General features: G+C 60.1%; 17 protein-coding genes. 5 read left to right on the top strand and 12 right to left on the bottom strand.

Annotated features, from left to right (window positions below; genetic code table 11):
• Nucleotides 1–403: 403 nt before the first annotated feature.
• The 7 genes from KGB25_RS15525 to KGB25_RS15495 all read right to left on the bottom strand — a co-directional run bounded on the left by KGB25_RS15525 (nucleotide 404) and on the right by KGB25_RS15495 (nucleotide 8,767).
• The gene (locus KGB25_RS15525) at nucleotides 404–1,120 is read right to left on the bottom strand and encodes an ABC transporter ATP-binding protein (protein WP_008035391.1); all 717 of its coding nucleotides are present in this window, start codon (nucleotides 1,118–1,120) and stop codon (nucleotides 404–406) included.
• A complete protein-coding gene (locus KGB25_RS15520; protein ID WP_008035389.1) occupies nucleotides 1,117–1,992 on the bottom strand; it encodes an ABC transporter ATP-binding protein in 876 nt (291 codons plus the stop codon). Before KGB25_RS15520 ends, KGB25_RS15525 begins: the two co-directional genes overlap by 4 nt.
• Nucleotides 1,989–3,272 (bottom strand): high-affinity branched-chain amino acid ABC transporter permease LivM, encoded by a 1,284-nt coding sequence (gene livM, locus KGB25_RS15515; protein WP_008035387.1) that lies wholly within the window; start codon nucleotides 3,270–3,272, stop codon nucleotides 1,989–1,991. Before livM ends, KGB25_RS15520 begins: the two co-directional genes overlap by 4 nt.
• Nucleotides 3,273–3,275: 3 nt before the next feature.
• Complete coding sequence (locus KGB25_RS15510) at nucleotides 3,276–4,190, bottom strand: ABC transporter permease subunit (protein ID WP_008035385.1); 915 nt, start codon at nucleotides 4,188–4,190, stop codon at nucleotides 3,276–3,278.
• Nucleotides 4,191–4,361: 171 nt separating this feature from the next.
• Nucleotides 4,362–5,495: a branched-chain amino acid ABC transporter substrate-binding protein gene (locus tag KGB25_RS15505; RefSeq protein WP_008035383.1), complete on the bottom strand. Its 1,134-nt coding sequence runs from the start codon at nucleotides 5,493–5,495 to the stop codon at nucleotides 4,362–4,364.
• A gap of 365 nt (nucleotides 5,496–5,860) precedes the next feature.
• Nucleotides 5,861–7,144, bottom strand: coding sequence for an NAD(P)/FAD-dependent oxidoreductase (locus tag KGB25_RS15500; protein ID WP_192419684.1), 1,284 nt, complete (start codon nucleotides 7,142–7,144; stop codon nucleotides 5,861–5,863).
• A 132-nt stretch (nucleotides 7,145–7,276) separates the two neighbouring features.
• On the bottom strand, nucleotides 7,277–8,767 hold the full coding sequence (locus KGB25_RS15495; protein WP_223435570.1) for an aldehyde dehydrogenase family protein: 1,491 nt from the start codon (nucleotides 8,765–8,767) through the stop codon (nucleotides 7,277–7,279).
• 174 nt (nucleotides 8,768–8,941) lie between these two features.
• Between KGB25_RS15495 and KGB25_RS15490 the strand changes: the two genes are divergently transcribed.
• From KGB25_RS15490 to nadE, 3 genes are all read left to right on the top strand, one after another.
• Complete coding sequence (locus KGB25_RS15490) at nucleotides 8,942–9,847, top strand: LysR family transcriptional regulator (RefSeq protein ID WP_008043152.1); 906 nt, start codon at nucleotides 8,942–8,944, stop codon at nucleotides 9,845–9,847.
• Between the two features lie 216 nt (nucleotides 9,848–10,063).
• Complete coding sequence (pncB, locus tag KGB25_RS15485) at nucleotides 10,064–11,290, top strand: nicotinate phosphoribosyltransferase (RefSeq protein WP_223435564.1); 1,227 nt, start codon at nucleotides 10,064–10,066, stop codon at nucleotides 11,288–11,290.
• A gap of 4 nt (nucleotides 11,291–11,294) precedes the next feature.
• Complete coding sequence (gene nadE / locus KGB25_RS15480; RefSeq protein ID WP_008043144.1) at nucleotides 11,295–12,122, top strand: ammonia-dependent NAD(+) synthetase; 828 nt, start codon at nucleotides 11,295–11,297, stop codon at nucleotides 12,120–12,122.
• Between the two features lie 164 nt (nucleotides 12,123–12,286).
• Here nadE and azu read toward each other — a convergent pair whose 3' ends face one another.
• Entirely contained in the window at nucleotides 12,287–12,733 is a 447-nt protein-coding gene (azu, locus tag KGB25_RS15475; protein ID WP_223435559.1) for an azurin, read from the bottom strand.
• A 343-nt stretch (nucleotides 12,734–13,076) separates the two neighbouring features.
• Between azu and KGB25_RS15470 the strand changes: the two genes are divergently transcribed.
• Together KGB25_RS15470 and KGB25_RS15465 are read left to right on the top strand one after the other, a co-directional pair.
• Complete coding sequence (locus KGB25_RS15470; RefSeq protein ID WP_008035363.1) at nucleotides 13,077–13,664, top strand: TIGR00730 family Rossman fold protein; 588 nt, start codon at nucleotides 13,077–13,079, stop codon at nucleotides 13,662–13,664.
• A 68-nt stretch (nucleotides 13,665–13,732) separates the two neighbouring features.
• Nucleotides 13,733–13,924 carry a hypothetical protein gene (locus KGB25_RS15465; protein ID WP_008035362.1) on the top strand — a complete coding sequence of 64 codons (192 nt, stop codon included), beginning with the start codon at nucleotides 13,733–13,735 and terminating at the stop codon, nucleotides 13,922–13,924.
• 162 nt (nucleotides 13,925–14,086) lie between these two features.
• Here KGB25_RS15465 and KGB25_RS15460 read toward each other — a convergent pair whose 3' ends face one another.
• From KGB25_RS15460 to KGB25_RS15445, 4 genes are all read right to left on the bottom strand, one after another.
• A complete protein-coding gene (locus KGB25_RS15460) occupies nucleotides 14,087–14,977 on the bottom strand; it encodes a transglutaminase N-terminal domain-containing protein (RefSeq protein WP_223435556.1) in 891 nt (296 codons plus the stop codon).
• A complete protein-coding gene (locus KGB25_RS15455; protein ID WP_223435548.1) occupies nucleotides 14,977–17,463 on the bottom strand; it encodes a circularly permuted type 2 ATP-grasp protein in 2,487 nt (828 codons plus the stop codon). The genes KGB25_RS15460 and KGB25_RS15455 overlap by 1 nt, the downstream gene beginning before the upstream one ends.
• Nucleotides 17,464–17,551: 88 nt before the next feature.
• Nucleotides 17,552–20,827 carry a DUF2126 domain-containing protein gene (locus KGB25_RS15450; RefSeq protein ID WP_223435547.1) on the bottom strand — a complete coding sequence of 1,092 codons (3,276 nt, stop codon included), beginning with the start codon at nucleotides 20,825–20,827 and terminating at the stop codon, nucleotides 17,552–17,554.
• A 397-nt stretch (nucleotides 20,828–21,224) separates the two neighbouring features.
• Entirely contained in the window at nucleotides 21,225–23,528 is a 2,304-nt protein-coding gene (locus KGB25_RS15445) for a YgiQ family radical SAM protein (protein ID WP_192226931.1), read from the bottom strand.
• Between the last annotated feature and the right edge of the window lie 88 nt (nucleotides 23,529–23,616).

The following is a 23,616-nucleotide window of genomic DNA, read 5'->3' as shown; positions in this document are numbered from 1 at the left end:
TTGACAACGCTGACCTCAAGCCCGGCAAAAACGCCTGATCAAAAAACAACCACATCGCTACAGGCCACGATTTAAAAGGCTCTCAGCCAGCTACTCCCACGTTATTCACAGCCAGTTCCACAGCAAACGGGGACAAGTCAAAACCGTGACAAAACAACTATTTGCAGCGGCTTTATGTCGCGCTTTGAGAGCTTGGCAAATTTGTTTTCCACAATTCACCGCGGTCCCTGTGGGAGCGAGACCGGCTTGCCGGCGATTGCGGTGGGTCTGTGAAAAGCATGTCGACTGACACTGCGCTATCGCCGGCAAGCCGGTCTCGCTCCCACAAGGGATTTGCGGTGTATTGGAGGCGTAAAAAAGCCCCGACGATTGCTCGTCGGGGCTTTAGGTATTTCAACAGGACTCAATGCCCGCCGAGATAAGCGTTACGCACCTCTTCGTTCACCAGCAGCTCCTTGCCGGTGCCACTGAGGCGGATCTCGCCGTTGACCATCACGTATGCCCGATCCGACAACCGCAGGGCGTGGTTGGCGTTCTGCTCGACCAGAAAGATGGTCATGCCGGTCTTGGCCAGTTCCCGCAGGGTGGCAAAGATCTGTTTCACCACAATCGGCGCGAGCCCCAGGCTCGGCTCATCGAGCAACAGCAGTTTCGGCCGGCTCATCAACGCACGGGCGATGGCGAGCATTTGCTGTTCGCCGCCGGACATGGTCATGGCCCGCTGGGTCCGCCGCTCTTCGAGACGCGGAAACAGCTCGAACATGCGTTGCATGTCTTCCTTGGCGTACTTGTCACCAATCGGGATGGTGCCCATCTGCAGGTTTTCCTCGACGGTCATGTCGGGGAACACGCGCCGGCCTTCCGGTGATTGCGCAATGCCGTTGGACGCAATGTAGTGCGACGACTTATGGGTGATGTCCACGCCCTGATAGATGATCTGCCCGTCTGCCGCGCGCGGCTGGCCGAAGATCGACATCAGCAGGGTCGACTTGCCCGCACCGTTGGAACCGATGAGGCTGACGGTCTCCCCTTCGTTGATGTGCATCGAGACTTTTTTCAGGGCCTGGATCGGGCCGTAAAACACGTCCAGGTCTTTGAGTTCGAGGATCGGTTTGCTCATAGCACCACCTCCTCTTCATCGGCACCCAGGTAGGCTGCAATCACTTTCGGATCGTTGCGAATCGCCTCGGGGCCACCCTCGGCGATGACGACGCCGTGGTCCAGCACCACGATGTGGTCGGAAATGCTCATAACCATGCCCATGTCGTGTTCGATCAGCACCACGGTCAGATCGTGCTCGTCGCGCAGCAGCCGGATCATCGCGCTCAGCGCTTCGGTTTCCTGAGGGTTGAGGCCGGCGGCCGGTTCGTCGAGGCAGATGATCTGCGGCCGGGTGCACATGGCCCGCGCAATCTCCAGACGACGCTGCTGGCCGTAGGACAACTCACCGGCCAGACGGTTGGCGCAATCCACCAGGTCCACCACTTCCAGCCAGTAGAAGGCGTGGTCCAGCGCATCGCTTTCAGCCTTGCGATAGCCCTTGGTGTTGAGGATGCCCGCGAGCATGCTGCGGTTGACCCACATGTGTTGGGCCACCAGCAGGTTTTCCAGCACCGACATTTCCTTGAACAGGCGAATGTTCTGGAAGGTCCGCGCCAGGCCGGCACGGTTCACCAGGTGAGTGCCGCCGAACATCTTGTAATGGAGCCGGCTGATGAAGCTTTTCGGCGATACAAAATCAGTCGCCTTGAACGGTTCACCGAGCATTTTGATGACATCGGTGCGCTCGCCGCGCACGTTGAGTTCGATCTTGCCACCCGAGGCCTTGTAGAACCCGGTCAGGCAGTTGAACACGGTGGTCTTGCCGGCGCCGTTGGGGCCGATCAGGGCGAAGATCGAGTTGCGCTTGACCTTCAGGCTGACATCGTTCAACGCCTTGATGCCGCCGAAGTGCATCATCAGCTTCTCGACCGAGAGTACGACTTCGCTCATGGCGCTACTCCTTTACGCGGGGTCACACCGGTACGGCTGATCCGAATCAGGCCGCGCGGTCGCCAGATCATCATCAACACCATCAGGATGCCGAACAGCAGCACGCGGTATTCCGCGAAGCCACGCAGCAGTTCCGGGGCCACGGTCAGCACGAAGGCTGCGATAACCACGCCGATGGTCGAGCCCATGCCGCCGAGTACCACGATGGCGAGGATCAGGGCCGATTCAAAGAAGGTGAACGAGGTCGGGTTGACGAAGCCCTGGTAAGTGGCGAAGAACACGCCAGCGAGGCCGGCTGTCGACGCACCGATGGTGAACGCCGAAAGCTTGACCAGCACGTGGTTCAGACCCATGGAACGGCAGGCGATTTCATCTTCACGCAAGGCTTCCCAGGCGCGACCAACCGGCATGCGAGTCAAACGGTGCTTGATGTACAGCACGGCCAGCACGACCAGGAACAATACCGCGTAGATGAAGTAGTACTTCACGTCGGGGTTATAGGCGATGCCGAAAAACTCGTGGAACGGAACGCCACCGTCCTTCGCCCTTTTGCCGAACTCGAGGCCGAAGAAGGTTGGCAGAGGCGCCGGCATACCGTTGGGGCCACCAGTCAGGGTCAGCCAGTTATTGAGGATCAAGCGAATGATTTCACCGAAGCCCAGGGTCACGATCGCCAGGTAGTCACCGTGAAGGCGCAACACCGGGAAACCGAGGATGCAACCGGCCAGCCCCGCCGTGATCGCCGCCAGTGGCAGCACGGTCCAGAAACCCAGCCCCAGGTATTGATAACCGAGTGCCAACCCATAGGCGCCGATGGCGTAGAACGCCACATAACCGAGGTCGAGCAGACCGGCCAGGCCAACCACGATGTTCAGACCAAGCCCGAGCAGCACGTAGATCAACCCGAGGATGACCACGCCCAGCAGGTAGGAGTTGGAGAAAAACGGGAACACCACGGCGATGACGATCATCAGCGGGATGATCCAGCGCAGCCGGGATTTGTAATCGGGTGCCAGTACATGAACCCCCGAACCGGTGGTTTCAAAGCCTTCGAGAATTCTCAGGCCTTTCGGCGTTTGCAGGAACAGGCTCAAGGCAAAGCGGCCGGCCATGACAATGGCGACAATCCACGCCACTCGGGTCGTTTCCAGATTGAAGCCATAGCCGTCGAGGACTATGCCGACAATCGGGCCGAACACGATGAGGGCAACAAGACCGGCAAGAATCGCGTCAACCAGGCTTCTTTTGAGATCAATGGTTTTTTTAGTGGTTGAAGACATCGCTTACACCTTCGACACAAGAGGACGGCCGAGCAGGCCTTGGGGCCGAAAGACCAGAACGAGAACGAGCAGCGAGAAGCTGAAAACGTCTTTGTAGTCCGAGTTGACCAGACCCGAGAACAGCGACTCGGAAATCCCGAGAATGATCCCGCCGAGCATCGCGCCAGGCAGCGAGCCGATCCCGCCGAGTACCGCTGCGGTGAACGCCTTGATGCCGATGACGAAGCCTGCGTAGAAGTCGAACGTGCCGTAGTTCATGGTGATCAGCACGCCGGCCAGGGCCGCCATTGCCGCACCGATGATGAACACGTAGGAAATGACGCGATCGGTGTTGATCCCAAGGATGGAGGCCATCTTGCGGTCTTGCTGGGTGGCGCGGCACATGCGGCCGAGCTTGGTGTACTTGATGACGTAGGTCAGCAGGGCCATGCCGGCGAATGCGGCAACCAGGATGAAGATCTTGGTGTAGGTGAGCTGAACGAAGCCGCTTCCGACTTCCACTCGCCATGCACCGGTCAGCAGGGTCGGTACGCCTTGTTGACGGGCGCCCTGTGCGATCTGTGCATAGTTTTGCAGGATCAGCGAAATACCGATGGCGCTGATCAGCGGTGCCAGTCGGGTGGAGTTACGCAGGGGTTTGTAGGCGACACGCTCGATGACCCAGCCATATACCGCTGTGACGATGATGGTGAAGACCAGTGTGCCAAGCATCAGCAGAGGGAAGGATTCAATACCGAAGTATGCCAGCAGAGCCAGACTGATTGCCGCGAGGTAAGCGGAAATCATGTAAACCTCGCCGTGGGCGAAGTTGATCATGCCGATGATGCCATAGACCATTGTGTAGCCGATGGCGATCAGGCCATAGACCGACCCGAGGGTCAGGCCGTTGACCAGTTGCTGCAGGAAAATACCATCCATAACGCAATCTCACGCATTTGAGAGACTGCACAGAAGCGAGGTGCGACGGACCGGGGTTCAGCCACCCGCGCAACACGGTTGTGTGCAGCTCTACGAGAAAAGACAGGTACTGCACGGACATGTTCTTCGATTGCCCGGCGCTCAAGGCGCCGGGCAGATCAACAGCTCATATCACTTCTGTTTTTCCAGTTGGTGGTATTTGCCATCCTTGTCCCACTGATAAACCACGTAGTCGGAGACTTTCAGGTCGCCCTTGGCGTCCCAGGTCTTCTCGCCCATCACGGTTTTAACCGGGTTTTTCTTCAGCCACTCAGCCGCTTTTTCGCCGCTGTTGGACTTGGCGCCGTTGAAAGCAGCCGCCAGGGTCTGAACCGAAGCGTAGGCGTACAGGGTGTAGCCTTCTGGCTCGGTGCCGGCTTTGCGGAAGGTGTCTACCACGGTTTTGCTGTCTGGCAGCAGGCGTGGGTCGGCACCGAAGGTCATGTACACGCCATCAACGTTCTGCGGGCCACCGGCGGTGGTCACGAGTTCGTCAGTAACGATGCCGTCATCGGACATGAATTTGACGTCCTTGAGGCCTTGTTCACGCAGTTGGCGAACCAGTGGACCAGCTTCCGGGTGCAGGCCGCCGAAATAGACGACATCGGCACCGGCTGCGCGGATCTTGGTTACCACGGCGCTGAAGTCTTTCTCGCCGCGAGTCAGGCCTTCGTACAGAACCGGCGTTACGCCGCGCTTGGCCAGTTGAGCCTTGGTGGCGTCGGCCAGACCTTGGCCGTAGGTGTCTTTGTCGTGCAGAACCACGACTTTCTTGCCCTTGAGCACGTCGACGATGTAGTCGCCGGCAACGATGCCCTGCTGGTCGTCACGACCGCACATACGGAACATGGCGCTCAGGCCACGCTCGGTCACCTGTGGGTTGGTGGAACCCGGAGTGATTGCGATGATGCCTGCTTCGTCGTAGATCTCGGAGGCCGGGATGGTCGACGAGGAGCAGAAGTGACCAACCACGCCTGCCACTTTCTGGTTGGTCAGGTCCTTGGCGACCGTCACAGCCTGTTTCGGTTCGCAGGCGTCATCGCCCTTGACCAGTACGATTTTTTCCCCGTTGACGCCGCCCGACGCGTTGATTGCGTCGGCTGCTGCCTGTGCACCCTTCATGTACTGCTCGCCAAATGCTGCGTTGGCGCCTGTCATAGGACCCGCAACACCGATTTTTACGTCAGCCTGTGCAAACGCAGAAACACCCAGCGCAGCTGCCACTGCGAGGGCCAGAAAGCCTTTCTTGTAAAACGTCTGGGACATGAGGTGGTGCTCCAAGGTTTTTTTTTAGTTGGCACTGCGACTTCACTGAATGCTCAGAGCAAGGGCCGTGCCATCGGTTTTTTATTCTGAAAAAAGTCGCTGCTTTATTGTTATTTCGACTGTTTCGAGCCCATTTTCATTGGGCGTGCAACCGTCTAAACCGCGGAAGGTGAAACCATTTATTTTTTAAGGCGCAACCCGCACGCGCCATCATTGCAACCGCGGCGCCAAACGACGTGCAACCAGCCTGTAACAACGTGCGTCACCGAAGTGCACACTGCTGGTGCGGTACTGCTACAACCCGCACCTTTTACAGGCTAGCCGCTGCGCCGAAAAGCGCCGCTTCCAGCAACAAATTTCAACAATCAAATCACGATCCGCAGGCACTGGCCCGCGTGATACAGCGAAAATCCGGCCTCATATAGACAGCTACGCAGCCCCACCCCCGCCAGTGGCTGCATGGGTGCGAAGGGAATCGGCAGCGCCTGAGGATTTCCGTTACACAAATAATCGGCAAAGGCTTTGCCGACCACCGTCCCCGTGGTCACGCCCCGACCGTTGTAACCGGTGACTGCCACTAAACCGGGCGCCGGTTCGAACAGGCGCATCAAATGATCGGGAGTAAATGCGATGCAACCGGTCCAGGTGCACTCCCATTCCACCTGTTTGAGGTACGGAAAATAGTGCTGCTGAACCCGGTCGGCCCAAGCCTTGAGGAACCAGGTCGGCTTCTGATTGCCATTACCCAGACTGCCGAGCAACAGGCGACCGTCTTTGTCGCGACGAATACTGCTGAGCACCTGCCGGGTGTCCCATGAACCCTGACCACCCGGGAGGATTTGCTTCGCGGCGTCGTCAGTCAGCGGTACCGAGGCCACTTGATAGTAATAACCGGGGAAGAAATTGCGCCGCAGTTCCGTCCAGTCACCTTCGGTGTAAGCGTTGGACGCAATCACGACTTGCTCGGCAAGCACCGAACCCTGCGCCGTTTGCACCGACCAGCGCTGGCCCTGTCGTTCGAGCCTGGTCACGGGAGAATGATCGAACAGCCGACCACCAAGGCCGATAGCTGCTTTGGCCAGCCCCGTGGTGTAAGCCATCGGGTTGATCGTGCCGGCACGCTTGTCGAGCAACGCGGCGGCGATCTTTTTGGTGCCGGTTGCTTGTTCGCAGGCTTGACCGGTCAGCAGTTCCACCGGAGCGCCGCGACGTTTCCATTGTTCTTCACGACTGCGCAAATCCGCTTCGCCACGGGCGTTGTGCGCCATGTGCAACGTGCCTTCGCGGCGTAACTGGCAATCGATGTTGTATTTGTCGACCAGGCTGAACACCAGAGACGGTGCGGCACCCAGCATGCGATTGAGCTGACTGCCCACCGCTTCGCCGAACCCGGCTTCGATCTCGTCCGGTGGAATCCACATGCCGGCGTTGACCAGCCCGACGTTGCGTCCAGAACCGCCATGACCGGCACGATGAGCTTCCAGCACACACACCGTCTTGCCTTGTTCCAGCAGATGCACCGCCGCCGACAGACCGGTGAACCCGGCACCGATGACGCAGACATCGACCGTTACTTCGCCCTTGAGCGCAGCATTGTCGGGCCTTTGCGGCGTCAGTTTTTCCCACAGACACTCTTCGCGTAACGGCATTGCCAGACTCCAACAGAAACCTAACAAACAACAAAGCAAAAGCTTCGCGGGCAAGTCGGATCGCCGCCCGCTCGCTCCTACAGGTGTTGAGTGATCCTGTGTAGGAGCGAGGCTTGCCCGCGAAGGGGCCCATCAGTCGAACGTAATCCCCTGCGCCAACGGCAACTCCAGCGAGTAGTTCACGGTGTTGGTCTGGCGGCGCATGTACCCGCGCCAGGCATCGGAGCCCGACTCACGACCACCGCCGGTTTCTTTCTCGCCACCAAACGCGCCGCCGATTTCCGCGCCGCTCGGGCCGATGTTGACGTTGGCGATGCCGCAGTCGCTGCCCACCGCCGACATGAATTGCTCGGCTTCACGCACGTCTGTGGTGAAGATGCACGAAGACAGGCCTTGTGGCACGGCGTTGTTCAAACGCAGGGCTTCGTCGAAGTCTTTGTAGCCGATCACATAAAGAATCGGCGCGAAGGTTTCGTGGCAGACCACGTCGCTCTGCTCCGGCATTTCAACAATGGCCGGCGAGACGTAGTAAGCGTTCGGGTATTTGTCTTCCAGCTGACGCTTGCCGCCGAAGACCCGGCCGCCCTCGCTCAGGGCCTGTTCCAGCGCATCCTGCATGTTGTCGAAGCTGTGCTTGTCGATCAGCGGGCCGATCAGGTTGCCTTCCAACGGGTTGCCGATACGCACTTTCGAGTACGCGGCTTTCAGGCGGGTGACGATTTCTTCTTTCACCGATTCGTGAGCGATCAGGCGACGCAAGGTGGTGCAACGCTGACCGGCAGTGCCGACGGCGCTGAACAGGATGGCGCGAACGGCCATGTCCAGGTCTGCGCTTGGGCCGAGGATCATGGCGTTGTTGCCACCCAGTTCGAGAATGCTGCGGGCGAAACGTGCAGCAATTTTCGGTGCCACTTCGCGGCCCATGCGGGTGCTGCCGGTGGCGCTGATCAGCGCGACACGCGGGTCATCGACCAGTGCTTCGCCAGCATCGCGACCGCCAATGATCACCTGGCTCAGGTGCGCAGGTGCATCGCTGAAGTTTTTCAGTACGCGGTCGAACAGCGCCTGGCAGGCCAGTGCGGTCAACGGGGTTTTCTCCGACGGTTTCCAGATCACCGGGTTGCCGCAGACCAGCGCCAGCGTGGTGTTCCAGGCCCAGACCGCGACCGGGAAGTTGAACGCGCTGATCACGCCCACGACGCCCAGCGGGTGCCAGGTTTCGCGCATGTGGTGGCCTGGACGCTCGGAGGCGATGGTCAAGCCGTACAGCTGACGGGACAGACCGACGGCGAAGTCGCAGATGTCGATCATCTCCTGAACTTCACCCAGGCCTTCCTGAGTGATCTTGCCCGCTTCCCAGGACACCAGCTCGCCGAGGTCGGCCTTGTATTCGCGCAGGATGTCGCCCAGTTGACGCACCAGTTCGCCACGGCGCGGGGCCGGGACCTTGCGCCACAATTCGAACGCATGATCTGCGCGACTGATGTGCTGCTCGACTTCAGCGGCGCCTTCCCAGTTCACAGAGGCGATCTTGCTGCCATCGATCGGCGAATGCACCGGCACTTTGCCGTTCTGGTACAGGGTCGGGTTCACACCAAGACGATCAAGCAATGCGGCAACCATGGGTCACTCCTCGAGCTAAAACAGAAAACGTGCAGCCGGAATATCACGGCTGATCAGACCTGTAGTTTTAGCTCGCCGGAGGTTACCCAACAAACGACCTTTAAGAGAGATATCATTCCGTTTATTCATGCTGCGAATTGCTGGTCAGCAAGAAACAAGAAAAAAGGACAACCCATGCTGAATAAACGCTACCTGCCATCGATCACCGCGCTGCAGTGTTTCGAGGCCGTGACCCGGCATTTGAGCTTCACGCGGGCCGCCGAAGAGCTGAACCTGACCCAGAGCGCCGTCAGCAAACAGGTCGCGCAACTCGAAGAATTGTTGCAGCACCTGTTGTTCCGGCGGGTGCGCCGACGCCTGCAAATGACCCCGGCCGGTGATTTGTATCTGGTTGAGGTACGAAAAATCCTCACGCAAGTCGAGATGTCGACCCATTACCTGCGCTCCTACGGCGGAGAGACCGAAGTCCTGCGCGTCTCGACCCCGCCGACGTTCGGCGCCCGCTGGCTGGTCCCCCGTTTGAAGGGTTGGCGACTGCGCCATCCGTCGATTCATCTGGACCTGTGCAGCGAGCAGGAAGCCGATGACCTGCTGCAAGGTCGCAGCGATCTGGCGTTCTATTTCGGCCAGGGCTCACGGCCCCGCACCGAATGCCTGAAGCTGTTCGGCGAAGAGCTTGTTCCGGTATGTGCACCGAGCAGCCTCCCGGCCACGCCGTTCACCGATCCGACGCAACTCACCGACCTGGTCCTGCTGCAAAACGCCTCCCGGCCGCAAGCCTGGCACGACTGGTTCGACAGCCAGGGTTATCACACTGAACACAGCTATCACGGCCCGCGCTTCGAAACCTTTTATATGTGCATCCGTGCCGCACAGGTCGGCTGCGGCGTAGCGTTGTTGCCGCGGTTTCTGGTGGAAGAGGAATTGGCCGACGGCAAACTGGTCATTCCCTGGCAGCATGCAATGCCCAGTTCCGACGCCTATTACCTGGCGTACCCGGAGCATTCGGCGGAAGTGCCGAAGGTGCGGGATTTTGTGAAGTGGATGCTGGAGCAGATCGACAGCCCTGTAATGCCTTGAGGACGCCTTCGCCGGCAAGCCGTGCTCCTACAGGTTTCGGGCCAGACAAAGGTCCTGTAGGAGCCGGGCTTGCCGGCGAAGAGGCCATCGGCAGCGGCACAACCCTCACAAAAAAACACTGGCAATACCCCGCGCTGATATGCGCCACTAGCCCCCATCATTGAAACAGCTGCAACGTCGCCGCCACGGGCCGCGGCCAGCCTGGAGAATCCCGTTATGAGCGAGAGTGTGTTTGCCGATCGCATCGTGCAGAACCTGCTCGACACCGACTTCTACAAACTGACGATGATGCAGGCGGTGCTGCACAACTACCCGAACGTGGAAGTCGAATGGGAGTTTCGTTGCCGTAACAGTGAGGATTTGCGCCCGTACCTGGCGGAAATCCGCTTTCAGATCGAGCGCTTGGCCGAGCTGAGCCTGAGCGCCGACCAGTTGAGTTTCATGGAGCGCATCAGCTTCATGAAGCCGGATTTCCTGCGTTTTCTCGGGTTGTTCCGCTTCAATCTGCGCTACGTCCACACCGGCATCGAAAACGGCGAACTGTTCATCCGCCTGCGCGGACCGTGGCTGCATGTGATCCTGTTCGAAGTGCCGCTGCTGTCCATCGTCAGCGAAGTGCGCAACCGCTATCGCTACCGGGAGATCGTGCTGGTGCAGGCGCGTGAGCAGCTCTATCGCAAGTTCGACTGGCTGACCGCGAATGCCGGCAGCGACGAATTGTCCGAATTGCAAGTAGCCGATTTCGGTACTCGCCGTCGCTTCTCTTACCGTGTGCAGGAAGAAGTGGTGAACGTGCTCAAGCACGATTTCCCCGGGCGCTTCGTCGGCACCAGCAACGTGCACCTTTCGCGAGAGCTGGACATGAAACCGCTGGGCACCATGGCCCACGAGTGGATCATGGCCCACCAGCAACTGGGCCCGCGGCTGATCGACAGCCAGATCGCCGCCCTCGATTGCTGGGTCCGCGAGTACCGCGGCCTGCTGGGGATCGCCTTGACTGACTGCATCACCATGGATGCCTTCCTCAATGACTTTGACCTGTTCTTCGCCAAGCTCTTTGACGGTCTGCGACATGACTCCGGTGATCCGGTGATCTGGGCGGAAAAGGCGATCGCCCACTATCAAAAGCTGGGTATCGACCCGATGAGCAAGACGCTGACGTTCTCCGACAGCCTGACGCTGCCCAAGGCGCTGGAAATATTTCGCGCATTACGCGGTCGGATCAATGTCAGCTTCGGCATCGGTACCAACCTGACGTGCGATATTCCGGGTGTCGAACCGATGAGCATCGTGCTTAAAATGGCGGCCTGCAACGGCCAGCCGGTGGCAAAGATCTCCGACGAGCCTGGCAAGACTCACTGTAAAGACCCGAATTTCGTTGCCTATTTGCGACACGTTTTCAAAGTTCCTGCCGCCCTTTCCAGCACACCAAGCAAGGAGTGAATTCATGCAAGCCGTACAGCGTGAGATTGCTGAGCAGCTCAAGGTTCAACCGCCATTCGCCGACGAGGCCGCCCTCGAGGCTGAAATCGCGCGGCGCATCAGTTTCATCCAGGATTGCCTGGTCAATTCCGGGCTCAAGACCCTGGTGCTCGGGATCAGCGGCGGCGTCGATTCCCTGACCGCCGGCCTGCTGGCGCAGCGTGCGATGTGTGAACTGCGCACCCGCACCGGTGATGACAACTACAAGTTCATCGCCGTGCGCCTGCCGTACGAAACCCAGTTCGATGAACACGACGCCCAGGCATCGGTGGACTTCATCAAGCCAGACGAGCGCCACACCGTAAACATCGGCCCGGCGGTCAAATCCCTGGCCAATGAAGTGGCAGCGTTCGAAGGCAAGCACGCGGTCTCGGTGGATTTCGTCCTCGGCAACACCAAGGCGCGGATGCGCATGGTCGCCCAGTACACCATCGCCGGCGCGGCCCATGGCCTGGTGATCGGCACCGATCATGCGGCGGAAGCGGTGATGGGTTTCTTCACCAAATTCGGCGACGGCGCCTGCGACCTGGCCCCGTTGAGCGGCCTGGTAAAAAATCAGGTCCGGGCGATTGCCCGCAGTTTCGGCGCGCCGGAATCGCTGGTGGAAAAAGTCCCGACGGCGGACCTTGAAGACCTGTCGCCGGGTAAACCGGACGAAGCGTCCCATGGCGTGACGTATGCCGAGATCGACGCGTTCCTGCATGGGCAGCCGGTGCGTGAGGAAGCGTTCAAGATCATTTGCGATACGTACAGGAAGACCCATCACAAGCGGGTGATGCCGTTTGCACCATAAATAAGGCGGCGTCTGGACCGACGTCATCGCTAGCAGGCTAGCTCCCACAAGGACAGCGCAGCACCTGTGGGAGCTAGCCTGCTAGCGATGAACGATGACTCGGTCAAACGCCGGGCACAAAAAAAGCGTCCCAAGTGGACGCTTTTTTTATGCGCGCGATTCGCTTACTTCAGCGTAACCGTGCCTTTCATCATCGAAATGTGGCCCGGGAACGAGCAGAAGAAGCCGTATTTCTCGGCAGCATCAAGCTTGGACACATCGAAGGTCACCGAGTCGATTTCCTTGGAGCCGATGATTTTGGTGTGAGCGATAATGCGCGCATCACCTTCTTTCAGGTAGTTCTTGTCGATGCCGGCAGACAGGCCATCGGTAGCGATCGGCTGCATGTCCGCTTCTTTGCTCAGCACCCAGTTGTGGCCCATGACGTTTTTCGGCAGGTTGCCGGAGTGGGTCAGTTCAACGGTGAAGGTCTTGCAGCTTTTGTCGATTTCGATGGCCTTGGTGTTGAAGGCCATTTGGTCGGTGGAATCGATGGTCGTCTTGCACTCGGCAGCCATCAATTGACTGCTGGCCAGTGTCAGCAGGGATACCGCAACAAGTTTGGCAAACATGGTGAATCTCCAAGGCAGGGTTAACAAAAGTGCGAATGGACAGAAGACTGCCTGAAAACTTCGCAAGTTCCTATGACCTGAATCAAAAATTGTATACAACTTTCGGGCTATGACACCTATCGAAACAATCTACCAGCCAGACGTCTAGGGCGGCCCTATCATCAGGTCGTCATCACTTATACGGAGCGTCTGTCATGTCCATCAATAGCCTGTTGTGCAGTTTGCTCGCCGCTTACGCCTGTGGCGCCAGTGGCACCTGTGAAACGTCCCGGCGTGAAGTTTAGACCTTGGAGCATAGCGCCTCTGCCTTTACTCTGTGGCCATCCTGACCATGGAGTAAGGCATGTCTTTAGCGTCCGTTTGTGTATTTTGCGGTGCCAGCACCGGCACCAACCCGGCTTATCGTGAAGCGGCTGTCGCCCTCGGGCGAGCGTTGGCCGAGCGCAAGCTGACCCTGGTCTATGGCGGCGGTGCCGTCGGGCTGATGGGGATCGTCGCCGACGCCGCACTGGCGGCCGGCGGTGAAGTGATCGGGATCATCCCGCAAAGCCTCAAAGACAAGGAAATCGGTCACAGCGGCCTCACGCGCCTGGAAGTGGTCGACGGCATGCATGCGCGCAAGGCGCGGATGGCCGAGCTCAGCGACGCCTTTATCGCGCTGCCCGGTGGCCTGGGCACTCTGGAAGAACTGTTCGAAGTCTGGACCTGGGGTCAGCTCGGCTACCACGGCAAACCGCTGGGACTGCTGGAAGTGAACGGTTTCTACAGCAAGTTGACCGGTTTTCTTGATCATATCGTCGGCGAAGGCTTCGTTCGCGAAGCACACCGTGACATGCTGCAAGTGAGCGAATCGCCGCACACCCTGCTCGATGCACTGGACGCCTGGCAGCCCTCGGTACTGCCAAAATGGGCCGAGCAAAAACCCAGCTAACGGCTAGGCACCGATACAGGGCAGAATATGCGCCGCTCAACCTCACCTTCGACCCCAGAGGATCGCCCATGGCTAAACCTAATTATTCCTTCGCCAAACGTCAGAGAGACTTGGCCAAGGAGCAGAAGAAAGAGGAAAAGCTTCAGCGCAAGAAAGCTTCAGCTGAAGAAGACGCCGCCGCACTGAACCCGGAAGCAGACGGTGAAGTGACCGCAGAAAGTGATGTTGAAGCACCGAAAGATCAGGCGCCCGACGCCTGAGACCCTCAGGGCCCGATGATCTGATCAGGCCCACCGGATCTGTGTCCCGTGTAGGAGCGAGCTTGCTCGCGAAGATATCGAAGACAGCGCGTTTTTCCAGACAGGACGCGTCATCGTTGACGTCCATCGCGAGCAGGCTCGCTCCTACAGGGTGGATCTTTGTTACTCCAGTGGCATCACGGTGACCCGGACTTCCGGATCGTGATTTCCGCCCCCCAGAATCACCCCGCGCAACGGCGATACATCGGAGAAATCCCGGCCCCAGGCCAGGGTGATGTGTTCGAGTGCCGGTTGCACATTGTTGGTCGGATCGAAATCCACCCAACCCAACACCGGGCAAAACACTGAAACCCAGGCGTGTGATGCATCGGCACCGATCAGCCGTGGCTGGCCCGGTGGCGGCTGAGTCAGCAGGTAGCCGCTGATGTAACGCGCCGCCAACCCACGGGAACGCACGCAAGCGAGCATCAGGTGAGCGAAGTCCTGGCACACTCCGCGACGGCGCTCCAGCACTTCCACCAGAGGTGTTGCCACTTGAGTGGCTTCGGCGTCGAAGGTGAATTCGCTGAAGATTTTTTCCATCAACGCCTGGACACCGAGCAACAGCGGCCGGCCCGCCGGAAAACAACTTTCCGAGAACTCGACGAAGTTGCGCTTCAAATGCACATAGGGCGATTCGAACCGGTAACGACACGCTTCGAGCACGTCGGGCGAAAGCGGTTGGCTGCTATAGGTCAGTGCGTTGCGGGTTTCTTCCCAGGCCGGCGATTGAGTGAAATCCAGCGTTGGCCGGGCCAGCACTTCGACGGTAAGACTGGCGTTAACCAGTAACTCATCGTGAGGTCGCTCGAACGCCAGCCGGGTCAGTGGATTGCCGAATACATCCAGTTCATCGCGGCGCGCCGTCGGGTCGGGGCTGATCTGCAATTGTTGCGCAGTACAACGCTGCCAGGCGCACGAGCGCGGCCACAGATGCGCCAACTGCTGAGCGAGGGACACCGGGCTGTCGTAGTGATAATGGGTGTCATGGAAAATCTGGTAATGAGCGCTCATCAGACGGACACCGTGCGTTGGCTGACATCATCGACGTGGGCGAAATGGCGCAATGCCAAACGATCCGACACCTGCCCGCTCGCATCGGCGATCTCTTGCAGCAGGTCGGCCAGGCCATTGATGGCGGCGCGTACGCTGGCTTCACCGAACAGCGAATTCTCCAGACACCCAAGATCAAAGCGCGCCAGACGCTCCACCAGAAACGGCAGACCAGCTTCGCGCGGCACACCAAAATCATCGTTCAAACGTTTAAGCGTGCGGGTCACCAGCTTCAACTGGAACAGCACCGCATGCGGGTTTTGTTCGTCGAGCAGCAACAGGTCCAGCACCGGAATCAATTGCGCCACCGCCAGATACCGCGAGCGGTAGGTGATGCTGCTGTTACCCAGCTCCAGCAGCCACTCCAGCCCGGCCTGATCAAAGGCGCCGCTACCGCGCAGAAACGCCGCGAGGCTGCCGCTGAGAAATTGCAGGCGCTCGATCCGTCGACCGATCATCAGGAAGCGCCAGCCTTCGTCCCGGGTCATGTCGTCCAGTGCAAAACCAGACAGTGCCGCCAGCGACATCACCAGACGGTTGAGAAAATCCAGCAACTCGCCGAAATCCGGTTCTTCGGTTTCCAGTTCGACGGCCTCGCGCTGCAACTCCACCAGCGCCTGCCAGTTTTCCCGCGAGAGCTTTCCGCGCACTTGCGACGCCGCCCACTGCAAGCGCTGCAGGTTGGAACGCAGGCTGAACGGCCAGTCGTCACCAAGCAACGCCGCCAACAAACGTTCAGGCAGCTCGCCTTCTTCGGGCAGCAACATCAGCCGTTCACCCAGATCGACCGCAGCGTCCAGCGCCTGCGGGTCATCGCCATCGACGTAGCGCGCCAGCATGATCCGCAGCAACCGCGCACTGTCATCGCAGCGCTCGCAGTAACGGCCGAACCAGAACAGGTTTTCCACCACCCGCGACGGCAAATACGGATCGCGTCGCACCAGATCGTGCACGCCAATGTTGCGCTGGGCTTTCCATTGTTCGCCGCTGGGTGGCCGGTCCCCCAGCACCCAGGTGTCCTTGCTCGCACCGCCGCGCTGCATCGACACCACTTCAGCGTCGGCCTCGGCGGCCACCCGGGTCAAACCGCCAGGCAGAACCCTATACCCGTCGCGACTCGCCACCGCGTACACGCGCATGCCGATGGCTCGGGGTTGCAACTGGCCACCCTCGGCCTGCCAGATCGGCGCCTGGGACAATTGCGCAAGTTCTTGCGCCACATAGGCATAAGGTCGTGCCTGCATGCGCTCGGAAAGCGCCAGACGCTGTTTTTCACTCAAATCGCGGCCAAACACCGGCGCGAAGCTCTGTGAGGGGAACGCTGGTTTGATCAGCAATTCCGGCAGTTTTTCCAGCGCCTGGGCCAGCACCGGCGCTTCGCCGCACCACCACGTGGCGATAGAGGGCAGGATCAACTCTTCGCCGAACAGGAATTGATTGATCTTCGGCAGGAAGCCCAGCAACCCCGGCGATTCCAGCACGCCGCTGCCGAGTGCGTTGGCCACCAGCACCCGTCCTTGTCGCACGGCTTCGAGCAGGCCCGGCACACCGAGCGCCGAGTCGGTGCGCAGCTCCAGCGGATCACAGAAGTCGTCGTCGAGCCGACGCATGATCGCGTGGACCCTGCGCAGGCCGCTCAAGGTTTTCAGGTAAACCGTGGCATCGCGCACCGTGAGGTCGCCGCCCTCCACCAACGGATAACCGAGTTGCCGCGCCAGGTACAGGTGCTCGAAATAGCTTTCGTTGAAACGCCCCGGTGTCAGCAGCACCACCAACGGCACTTCATCGTCGCTTGGCGCCTGACGGGCCAGGGTTTCCTGAAGCGTGCGGAAGAACCCGGCCAGATGCTGCACCTTCAAATCACGGTACAACTCGGGGAAGGCCCGGGACACGATCGTGCGGTTTTCCAGGGCGTAACCGGCGCCGGACGGTGCCTGGGTCCGATCCGCGGTCACCCACCAGCGACCGTCGGGCGTGCGCGCCAGATCCACGGCATACAGATGCAGAAAGGCCCCGTCGGGCGGCGTGATGCCCTGACAGGGCCAGAGGAAGTTGTTGTGGCCGAATACCAGCTCAGCCGGCAGCAAGCCTTCAGCGATCAACCGTTGCGGGCCGTACAAGTCAGCCAGCACAGCATTCAACAGTCGAGCCCGCTGAGCGATGCCGGCCGACAAATGCTCCCATTCATCCGCAGCGATCACGTGCGGCAGTAAGTCCAGCTCCCACGGCCGGTCGGCCCCCTTGGGATCGGCATAGACGTTGTAGGTCACACCGTTTTCCTGGATCTGCCGGGTCAGCAGTGCCTGACGCTGCACCAGCTGCGCGGGCGTGCTGCGTTGCAACTGGTCGAACAGCCGACGCCAGTGCGGGCGTACGGCGCCACTGTCGTCGAGCAGTTCGTGATAAGTGCCCGCCGTCAGCGGGTAGCGGTCAAGCAGGTCAGGCATGGAAAGCTCGGCAGACAGCAAGGAACGGTCAGACTAACGCACGCTCATGACGCCCGGATATACGAAAAATCCGAGCGTCGCGTACGGTTTAGAAACGTCGCAAATCGAGAGTCATCGGCAGCTCGTCGTTTATTTCCAGAATTGGTATAGGAAGTTTCCCCGGGCTGTGTCCGATGCGGAAGAAACGCGCCATCCTCCGACTCTCGGCTTCATTGGCGTTCACCGGCAAGCTGTCATAGTTGCGCCCGCCCGGATGGGCGACGTGGTACTGACACCCCCCCAGCGAACGCTGCATCCAGGTGTCGAGCAGGTCGAACACCAGCGGTGCATGGACCGGGATCGTCGGTTGCAGACAGTTGGCCGGTTGCCAGGCACGAAAGCGCACGCCTGCGACGAACTCGCCAACCCGACCGGTCGGTTGCAAAGGCACCGGAACGCCGTTGCAGGTCAGCAAATAGCGCTGCGGTGCCAGGCCGGTGAGTTTCACCTGCAAGCGCTCCAGGGATGAATCCACGTAGCGCACCGTGCCGCCGACCGCGCCCTCCTCGCCCAGTACATGCCAAGGCTCCAGCGCCTGACGCACTTCCAGTTCGATGCCGCTGACGGCGTAATCGCCGACCTTGGGAAAGCGAAACTCCAGATGCGCGGCGAACCACTCGGCCCGCACCGGATAACCCGCGGCATTGAGGTCGACGATCACATCAGCGAAATCCTGCTCGATAAAGTGTGGCAACAGGAACCGGTCGTGCAATTCCGTGCCCCAGCGCGCCAGTTTCGGCGGCGCGTAAGGCTCGCGCCAGAACCGCGCAACCAGCGCTCGCAGCAACAACTGCTGAGCCAGGCTCATGCGCGCATGGGGCGGCATTTCAAAAGCGCGCAACTCCAGCAAACCAAGGCGTCCCGTTGCGCCATCGGGTGAATAAAGCTTGTCGATGCAGAATTCGGCGCGATGAGTGTTACCCGTCACGTCAATCAACAGGTTGCGCAGCAGCCGGTCGACCAGCCACGGCGCGCATTCTTCGCCGGGTTCAGGCATCTGGGCGAAGGCGATTTCCAGCTCGTACAACGCATCGTTGCGCGCTTCATCGACGCGCGGTGCCTGGGACGTCGGGCCGATGAACAATCCGGAAAACAGGTAGGACAACGACGGGTGGTTATGCCAGTAACTGATCAGGCTGCGCAGCAGATCGGGACGGCGCAGAAACGGTGAGTCGGCCGGTGTCGCACCGCCCAGTACGAAATGGTTACCGCCGCCAGTGCCGGTGTGTCGGCCGTCGATCATGAATTTTTCAGTGGTCAGCCGCGTCTGACGCGCTTCTTCGTAGAGAAACTCGGTGCGCTCCACCAGTTCATCCCAGGTGGCGGACGGCTGCACGTTGACCTCGATCACGCCCGGGTCCGGGGTGATGCGGAAGTTGCTCAGGCGCGGATCGCTTGGCGGTTCATAGCCTTCCAGCAGCACCGGACAATGCAACTCCTCAGCCGTGGCTTCGATTGCAGTGACCAGCTCCAGATAATCCTCGACCCGCTCCAGCGGCGGCATGAACAAGTACAACCGCCCCTCCCGCGCCTCGGCGCAGAACGCGGTGCGTGTCAGCCAATCGGCGGATTCGTCGATTTCCAGATCACGCTCGACCGCTTCGGCCGCGGTGGCGGGGCGGCTCAACTGCTGAGTATCCGGGAGCGCCGGGAATTCCTGATTGGGGTCGTTGGGATAGATAAAGGGATACTCGGCGGCTTTCACCCACGGCTGCGAGCCCAGCGGCAAGCGATAACCCAGTGGCGAATCCCCCGGCACCAACCGGCAGTGCTCGTCGCGCAGGTACCAGCGACCGCTTTGCCACTGATCGCCCTTGGCGGTGCGCGCCAATGGCAACACCTGGCCGATCACTTTATCCAGTCCCTGACTGAAGACTTTGCGCAGTCGCGCACGCTCCAAGGGTTCTTCCAGACGCGAATCTTCGGCGCTGACATTCAGCGGCAAAGTGCCTTCGCGCCAGAGGTAATAGAAATTGTCTTCGTAGGCTGGGAACACAAAGCGTGTCGGAATTTTCAGGCGTTCGGCGACACTCGCCAGAAAACGCCCGGCCAGTTCACCATCGGCACCGTAGTCTTCCTGCTCATCGGCAATCAGCGCGCTGTTGTGCCAGATCGGCACGCCATCGCGGCGCCAGTAGCAGTTCAGCGACCAGCGCGGCAGTTGCTCGCCGGGGTACCACTTGCCTTGACCGAAATGCACCAGTCCTTTGGGTGCGTAATGTTTGCGCATGCGCTGGAACAGCTCGGCGGACAAACGCCGCTTGTCTGGCCCCAGCGCGGCGGTGTTCCACTCGGCGCCGTCCGGATCGTCGATGGAGACGAAGGTCGGCTCGCCGCCCATGGTCAGGCGTACGTCGCCTTCCAGCAGGTCGGCATCGATCTGTCGGCCCAGCGCCTGGATCGCCAGCCACTGATCTTCGGTGTAGGGCTTGGTGACGCGCGGCGCCTCCCAAATCCGCTCAACGGACATTTCGTGGGTGAATTCGCACTCGCACGGTTCCACCAGGCCACTGATCGGTGCCGCAGAGCCCGGATCGGGACTACACGCCAACGGAATGTGTCCTTCACCGGCAAACAGGCCTGAGGTCGCGTCCAGGCCGATCCAGCCGGCACCGGGTAAATAGACCTCGCACCAGGCGTGCAAATCGGTGAAATCCACTTCGGTGCCCGACGGGCCGTCGAGGCTTTTGACGTCGGCGGTCAGTTGAATCAGATAACCGGAGACAAAACGCGCCGCCAGACCCAGGTTACGCAGCAGCTGCACCAGCAGCCACGCCGAGTCGCGACAGGAACCGGAGGCATGTTCGAGGGTGTGTTCGGGCGTTTGCACGCCCGGCTCCATGCGGATTAGGTAACCGATGTCCTCGCTCAGGCGCTGATTGAGCGCGACGAGGAAATCCACGCTGGGCAGCGGCGTGCGGTCGATGCCGTCCAGATAGGCCTTGAATTTAGGCGTCAGCGGCAGGGTTTCCAGGTACGGCGCCAGTTCCTTGCGCTCGTCCGCGGCGTAGGCAAACGGGATTTTTTCCGCGTAGGGTTCGAGGAAGAAGTCGAACGGATTGAATACGGCCATTTCCGCCAGCAGATCGACCTCGATCCGCAGTTCCCCGGTTTTCTCCGGGAACACCAGACGCGCCAGGTAATTACCTTGGGGGTCCTGCTGCCAGTTAATGAAGTGCTGCTCGGGCGAGACTTTCAGCGCATACGACAGTATCCGCGTACGGCTGTGGGCGGCCGGGCGCAGGCGAACAATCTGCGGACCGAGCTCGACAGCGCGGTCGTAGCGGTAATGCGTGACGTGGTGCAATGCGACATGAATCGACACGGCGTGCCTCCTGCGAGCCTTAAGCGTTATCGAAAGCGCGCAAGACTTATGCCATCCAGTGGCGCTGGCGCTTTCTCCGGTTGCTTGAGGCAGTACAGCACCAAAATCGGGCGATGCAGGAAATTGCTTTGGGGGCGTTGCACGCAAATGTGGCGACCAGTGGGCTGTCAGCTGGAGTTGGCTGCGGCTGTAGTGGCCTCATCGCGAGCAGGCTCGCTCCCACAATGATCTCTGTCGTTCACAAATTCTGCATCCAAAGAAGAACCTGTGGGAGCGAGCCTGCTCGCGATGAGGCCAATAGCTACAACCCATTATCTGACTCTGAAAACGCCCGCTTGGTTGCCGCACACAAAAACGCCAACCCGAAGGTTGGCGTTCTGTTCAGCTCAAGTGCGGTTTAGCGCGGCACAACCGGCTTGCGCGCAGGCTTCGGCCCTTTGCCTTTGGCGGCATCCTTGCGCTCCTTGGCCGCCTGCTGGTTGCGGGCAAATGCCGCTGCCTTGGCCTGTTCACGCTTGTCCCACGGGTTACCGCCATCGCTGGCACGTGGTGGCAGACCGGTGTGCTGGGTCAGGATCTTGGTGGTCTTCTCACCCGCGACCTTGTGACTGCCGGCCGGCGTCGAGTTCTTGCGACGGGCGCTCTGGTAGCTGTCGCTCGCTGGCTGATGCAGCGGGATCAACTGGTTCTTGCCCGGCCCGATCAGGTCGGCGCGGCCCATGCGGGTCAGCGCTTCACGCAGCATCGGCCAGCCTTTCGGGTCGTGGTAACGCAAGAACGCCTTGTGCAGACGACGCTGCTCTTCGCTCTTGACGATGGTCACGGCGTCGCTCTTGTAAGTGACCTTGCGCAGCGGGTTCTTGCCCGAGTGGTACATCGCGGTGGCGGTGGCCATCGGCGACGGGTAGAACGCCTGCACCTGGTCGGCACGGAAGCCGTTGCCCTTGAGCCACAGGGCCAGGTTCATCATGTCTTCGTCGGTCGTGCCCGGGTGAGCGGCGATGAAGTACGGAATCAGGTACTGCTCTTTCCCGGCTTCCTTGGAGTACTTCTCGAACATGCGCTTGAACTTGTCATAGCTGCCGATGCCCGGTTTCATCATCTGATTGAGCGGACCTTCCTCGGTGTGTTCCGGGGCGATCTTCAAGTAACCACCGACGTGGTGGGTCACCAGCTCCTTGACGTATTCCGGCGACTCGACCGCGAGGTCGTAGCGCAGACCGGACGCGATCAAAATCTTCTTCACACCCGGCAACGCACGGGCGCTGCGATACAGCTGGATCAGCGACGAGTGGTCGGTGTTCAGGTTCGGGCAAATGCCTGGGAACACGCACGATGGCTTGCGGCACGCGGATTCGATTTCCGGGCTCTTGCACGCGATGCGGTACATGTTCGCGGTCGGGCCGCCGAGGTCGGAAATGACGCCGGTGAAACCTGGCACCTTGTCGCGGATCTCTTCGATTTCGCGAATGATCGACTCTTCGGAACGGTTCTGGATGATCCGGCCTTCGTGCTCGGTGATCGAGCAGAAGGTGCAGCCGCCGAAGCAGCCACGCATGATGTTCACCGAGAAGCGGATCATGTCGTAGGCAGGGATTTTTTCCTTGCCGTACGCCGGGTGTGGAATACGTGCGTAAGGCATGCCGAACACGTAGTCCATTTCTTCGGTGGTCATCGGAATCGGCGGCGGGTTGAACCAGACGTCGACTTCGCCGTGCTTCTGCACCAGCGCGCGGGCGTTGCCCGGGTTGGTTTCCAGGTGAAGCACGCGGTTGGCGTGAGCGTAAAGCACCGCATCGCCACGGACCTTCTCGACCGACGGCAGACGGATCACCGTCTTGTCGCGGGTCATTTTCGGGCTGGCCAGGATCTGTACGACTTTGGCTTCGCTCGGGTCTTCAACCGGCCCCTTTTCCTGCTCGATGGCGCAGGCCTGGGTGTCCTGGGTGTTCACGTACGGGTTGATGATCTTGTCGATCTTGCCCGGACGGTCGATGCGCGTGGAGTCGACTTCGTACCAGTCTTTCGGCGTATCGCGACGGATGAACGCGGTGCCGCGCACATCGGTAATGTCTTCGATCTTGTGACCGTAGGACAGGCGCTGGGCAACTTCGACAATCGCACGCTCGGCGTTGCCGTAGAGCAGGATATCGGCGCAGGCGTCGATCAGGATCGAGTTGCGCACCCGGTCCTGCCAGTAGTCGTAGTGGGCGATGCGGCGCAGGGACGCTTCGATGCCACCGAGTACGATCGGCACGTTCTTGTAGGCTTCCTTGCAGCGCTGGCTGTAAACCAGGCTCGCGCGATCCGGACGTTTGCCCGCCAGGCCACCGGGGGTGTAGGCGTCGTCGGAGCGGATCTTCTTGTCGGCGGTATAGCGGTTGATCATCGAGTCCATGTTGCCGGCCGCGACACCGAAGAACAGGTTCGGCTCGCCGAGCTTCATGAAGTCGTCTTTGGACTGCCAGTTCGGCTGGGCAATGATCCCGACGCGGAAGCCCTGGGACTCCAGCAGCCGGCCGATGATCGCCATGCCGAACGACGGATGGTCAACGTAGGCATCACCGGTGACGATGATGATGTCGCATGAATCCCAGCCAAGCTGATCCATCTCCTCCCTGCTCATTGGCAGGAATGGCGCTGGACCGAAGCATTCGGCCCAGTACTTGGGATAGTCAAATAACGGCTTGGCTGTTTGCATGACGATGACCGGTGTTGAGATGAAAAATCGCGGGCGCGGAATATAGCACAAAAAATGACCAATTCCGACGGTTATGGTCGGAAATTAT

The organism is Pseudomonas sp. BF-RE-21, assembly GCF_019947305.1.
Lineage (GTDB): Bacteria > Pseudomonadota > Gammaproteobacteria > Pseudomonadales > Pseudomonadaceae > Aquipseudomonas > Aquipseudomonas migulae.
The sequence above is the reverse complement of the archived record's forward strand: the minus strand, read 5'-3'. Positions and strand labels throughout refer to the sequence as shown.